The sequence below is a fragment of the Candidatus Caldatribacterium sp. genome, assembly GCA_014359405.1.
Lineage (GTDB): Bacteria > Atribacterota > Atribacteria > Atribacterales > Caldatribacteriaceae > Caldatribacterium > Caldatribacterium oleiphilum.
The window spans coordinates 1,667-5,869 of record JACIZN010000113.1; the positions used below are offsets into that span (position 1 = coordinate 1,667).

Genomic DNA, 4,203 nt, shown 5'->3' on the forward strand with positions numbered 1-4,203 from the left:
CAATTTCTTTCTCCCTGAGCTCTGCAAGGAGTTCCTCAATGGTCTTGCGAGCCATAACAATCCGCCTCACGAGTTTTGGTATTTCCTACCAGACACCTCAGGGAATGTCAAGAGAGAAAGACGACCTCCTCCACGTCCATGTGGACCGCCTTGAGCTCGACTCCGGTGAGGTATTCGATGCGCTCTTTAAGGTACTGCTGGAGGAAACGGCAGACCTGGGAAACAGGGGAGCCATTCTGGAGAACACAGGAAAGCTCTACCTCAAGCCCTTTTTCTGTTCGATGAAGGGTGATTTCGTTGACCTTCCGTACCCAGGGAGTATGGACGAGGCACAGGAATACAAGGGTTCGCAAGGCGTTTTCGCTCACCACAAGTTTCCCGAGGTAACTGAAGGGTGGACGGACCACCGTTTTCTCTCGCGAGGCGTAGAACCATCGCCACACCCCCACCGGCAGGGCATCGGCAATCGTCCCCCACAGGTTCCGTTTCACCTCCACAAGCGGCACAGGAATGGTGTGTTTACCTTCTGACTCCCGGGCAACGAGAGCAAGCTGAATCTCGTCCAGGGGAGCAAGATCGAAGATATCCCAGACCACCTCAGGTGGGGGAAGCTCCAAACGCTCGCAGATTTTCTCTACCATAGGGAGAGAAATTCCCAGGACGAGAATCTTCTCCGGGCGAAGCTCTCGGAGTGCTCGCTGCACTTCTTCCCGATGGTCTGGGAAATAGAAGACGGCAACCTTTGCCGCCTTGATCTTGCTGAGCTCGGCCTTAGCAGACCTTCCGGCAACAATCTTTCCTGAAACAATAAGGAGCCCATCGTCAATGATGCACTCAATGCCATGCTCTGCTGCAAGGTGAGGAGCCCGGTAGCTCTTTCCTGTTCCCGTGGGACCAACAAGGGCGTACACTCTCATAGACTCCGTTCCTTCTTGAGAAAAGCCTCTATGAAGTCGTCGATTTCCCCGTCCATGACTCGTTCGATGTTCCCGGTCTCATGACCTGTGCGGTGGTCCTTGACAAGGGTATAGGGATGGAACACGTAGGTTCGAATCTGGTTCCCCCAGGCAATATCCTTACGCTCTCCCTTGAGCTCCTGAATCTTCTTCATCTGCTCCTGACGGTAGTACTCATAAAGGCGCGCCCGCAGGATTCGCATGGCTACAGCTTTGTTCTGGTGCTGGGAACGCTCGTTCTGGCACTGGACCACGATACCGGTGGGAAGGTGGGTGATGCGGACCGCCGAATCAGTGACGTTCACGTGCTGTCCTCCGTGGCCACTGGATCGAAAAGTCTCAATCTTGAGGTCCTGAGGGTTGATTTCCACCTTCACGTCCTCGCCAATTTCGGGAATGACGTCCACCAAGGCAAAGGTGGTGTGGCGGCGCTTGTTCGCATCGAAGGGGGAAATACGGATGAGCCGGTGCACGCCGTGCTCGGAACGGAGGTATCCGTAAGCATACTCCCCCTGAACGAGGAAGGTAACGTGCTTGAGCCCTGCCTCTTCCCCCTCCAGGATATCGGTAACCCGCACATCGAAACCCTTCCGCTCGCAGAACCGAAGGTACATCCGCAGGAGCATTTCCACCCAATCCTGGGATTCGGTTCCTCCAGCCCCAGAATGAATGGTCACAATGGCGTTACTCCGGTCCTCTTCCCTCCGGAAAAGGAGTCGAATATCGAGGTCTTCTACCGCCTCGGAGAGGCTCTTTACCTCCCGAACGAGCTCCTGGTACTCGCTATCCCCAGGTGCCACAAGATGCAAAAGCTCCTCAGCATCCTCAAGGCGCTTCTTGAGCTCTATGTACTCGTCAAAAATTTTTCGGTACTTCCGGTACTCCGCAAGGAGCTCCGACTGGCGCTTCTCATCCTCCCAGAAATCTCCTCGGGACATTTCAGCTTCAATGGACTTTATCCTTTCAGGAACCTTTTCCTCCTCAAAGATACCCTCCGATCTCTTCGAGTTTCTTCCGGATGAGGGAGAGGTCCTCGGAAAGGTCAAGCTGCACTTTGACTCCTCCTTTCATTTCTTCCCACAGCAGTACTTGTACTTGAGCCCGCTCCCACAGGGGCAGGGATCGTTCCGGCCCACCTTTTTCTGGGACCGCTCTGGAGCAACTTTTGCCGCCTGTACCCTTTGTGGTTCCCGTCGCTCCTCTTTTGGCACCACCCGAACGTGGAAGAGGTACCTCAGGGCATCCTCTCGAATGGCCGCCACCATGTTCTGGAACATGTCAAAAGCTTCAAGCTGGTACTCGACAAAGGGGTCCTTCTGGCCCACCGCCCGAAGGCCGATTCCCTCTCGAAGATGGTCCATGTTGTGGAGGTGGTCCTTCCAGTGGTGGTCCACAACCCGCAAGAGGACGTACCGCTCGATGTCCCGGAAAACCTCTTCTCCAACTTCTCGTACCCGGCGCTCGTACACCGCTTTCAGAGCCTCAAAGAGCTTCTCCCGAAGGCTCTGTGTCGTGAGTTTTAAGCGTTCCTCTTCGGGAACCTGGAACTCTATCCCAAAAAGAAAGCGCAGGCGCTCCCGCAACCCCTCAAAATCCCACTCCTCTGGGTACAGGCGTTCACTGGCATATGTTGCCGTGAGGTCCTCAAGGACCTTGTCGAGCATGTCGTACACAAAGGGGCGGAGATCCTCTTCAAAGAGCACCCGCCGACGCTGGGCGTAAATGACCTCCCGCTGCTTGTTCATGACATCGTCGTACTGGAGAAGGGTCTTCCGGATATTGAAGTGGTGCCCCTCGACACGTTTTTGGGCTGCCTCAACGAGACGGGTGATGACGGGATGCTCAATGGGAACTCCTTCTTCCATGCCAAGACGCATCATAACTGAGGAAAGCCGCTCTGGCACAAAGAGCCGCAGAAGGTCGTCCTCAAGGGACAGGAAGAACTGAGAAGACCCTGGATCTCCCTGGCGCCCTGCCCGGCCTCGGAGCTGGTTGTCGATGCGCCGGCTCTCGTGGCGTTCGGTACCGATGACATGGAGCCCCCCCAGAGCCTTCACTTCCTCAGCCTCTCTATCGGTCTCCTCCTTGAAACGGGCGTAGAGCTCCCGGTACACTTCTCGAGCTCTCTGGACCTCCGGGTCATCGGTGGGAATGCCAAGACTCAAACGGACGAGAACATGTTCCGGGAAGCCCATCTCCCGCATTTTCTGCTTTGCAAGGAAGTCCGGGTTCCCTCCAAGGAGGATATCCGTACCTCGACCGGCCATGTTCGTCGAGATGGTCACTGCCCCTTTTCGGCCCGCCTGGGCGATGATTTCTGCTTCCCGTTCATGGTGCTTGGCATTGAGCACCTGGTGCGGAATGCCTCGCTTCTTGAGCATCTCGCTCAGGCGCTCCGACTTCTCGATAGAGGTTGTCCCCACAAGGACCGGGCGCCCCAAAGCGTGCAACCGCTCGATTTCTCGAACCACAGCCTCGAATTTCTCCCTCTCGGTACGGTAAATGACATCGGGAAGAGTTGTTCGGCGCAGGGGTTTATTCGTTGGAATGACCACAACCGGCATCCCATAAGTGTAAATGAATTCCTCTTCCTCGGTCTTTGCCGTTCCAGTCATGCCGCAGATTTTCTCGTACATCCGGAAATAGTTCTGGTACGTGATAGAGGCAAGGGTTTGGTTTTCGCTGGCGACCTGGAGACCCTCTTTGGCCTCAATCGCCTGATGGAGGCCATCGCTGTACCGTCGGCCGTACATGAGTCGACCCGTGAACTCATCTACAATGATGACCTGTCCGTCCTTCACCACGTAATCCACATCTTTTTTGTACAGGTAATGGGCCCGAAGCGCCTGACGGACAAGGTGTTCCAGGGTTCCTTTTCCTGTTTCCTCGTAGAGGTTGGCCACATGGAGGAGCTTTTCAACTTTGGCGATACCCTGCTCGGTGAGCCAGACCGAGCGGGTTTTCTCTTCAAAATCGAAATCCTCCTTGGGGACGAGTTTGCGCACCACTCGGTCGATTTTGTAGTAGATTTCCGTGTTTTCCTCTGCCGGTCCCGAGATGATGAGGGGAGTCCGGGCCTCATCGATGAGGATGGAGTCCACTTCGTCAATGATGGCGTAGTGGAGCTCTCGCTGGACTACATCTTCTCTGCGAAGGGCCATGTTGTCACGAATGTAATCAAAGCCGAATTCCACATTAGTACCATAGGTGATGTCACACCGGTAAGCTCTCTTCCGTTCCTCAGGGG

Annotated in this window: 3 protein-coding genes; all 3 read right to left on the reverse strand. The window is 55.2% G+C overall.

The features are described 5' to 3' along the window. Window positions 1–107: 107 nt before the first annotated feature. Window positions 108–917: an Asp23/Gls24 family envelope stress response protein gene (locus tag H5U36_08435; GenBank protein ID MBC7218146.1), complete on the reverse strand. Its 810-nt coding sequence runs from the start codon at window positions 915–917 to the stop codon at window positions 108–110. Beyond that, entirely contained in the window at window positions 914–2,002 is a 1,089-nt protein-coding gene (prfB, locus tag H5U36_08440) for a peptide chain release factor 2 (protein ID MBC7218147.1), read from the reverse strand. The genes H5U36_08435 and prfB overlap by 4 nt, the downstream gene beginning before the upstream one ends. A gap of 21 nt (window positions 2,003–2,023) precedes the next feature. Beyond that, window positions 2,024–4,203 (reverse strand): preprotein translocase subunit SecA (gene secA / locus H5U36_08445; protein MBC7218148.1); only part of this gene is annotated, 2,180 nt, incomplete at its 5' end.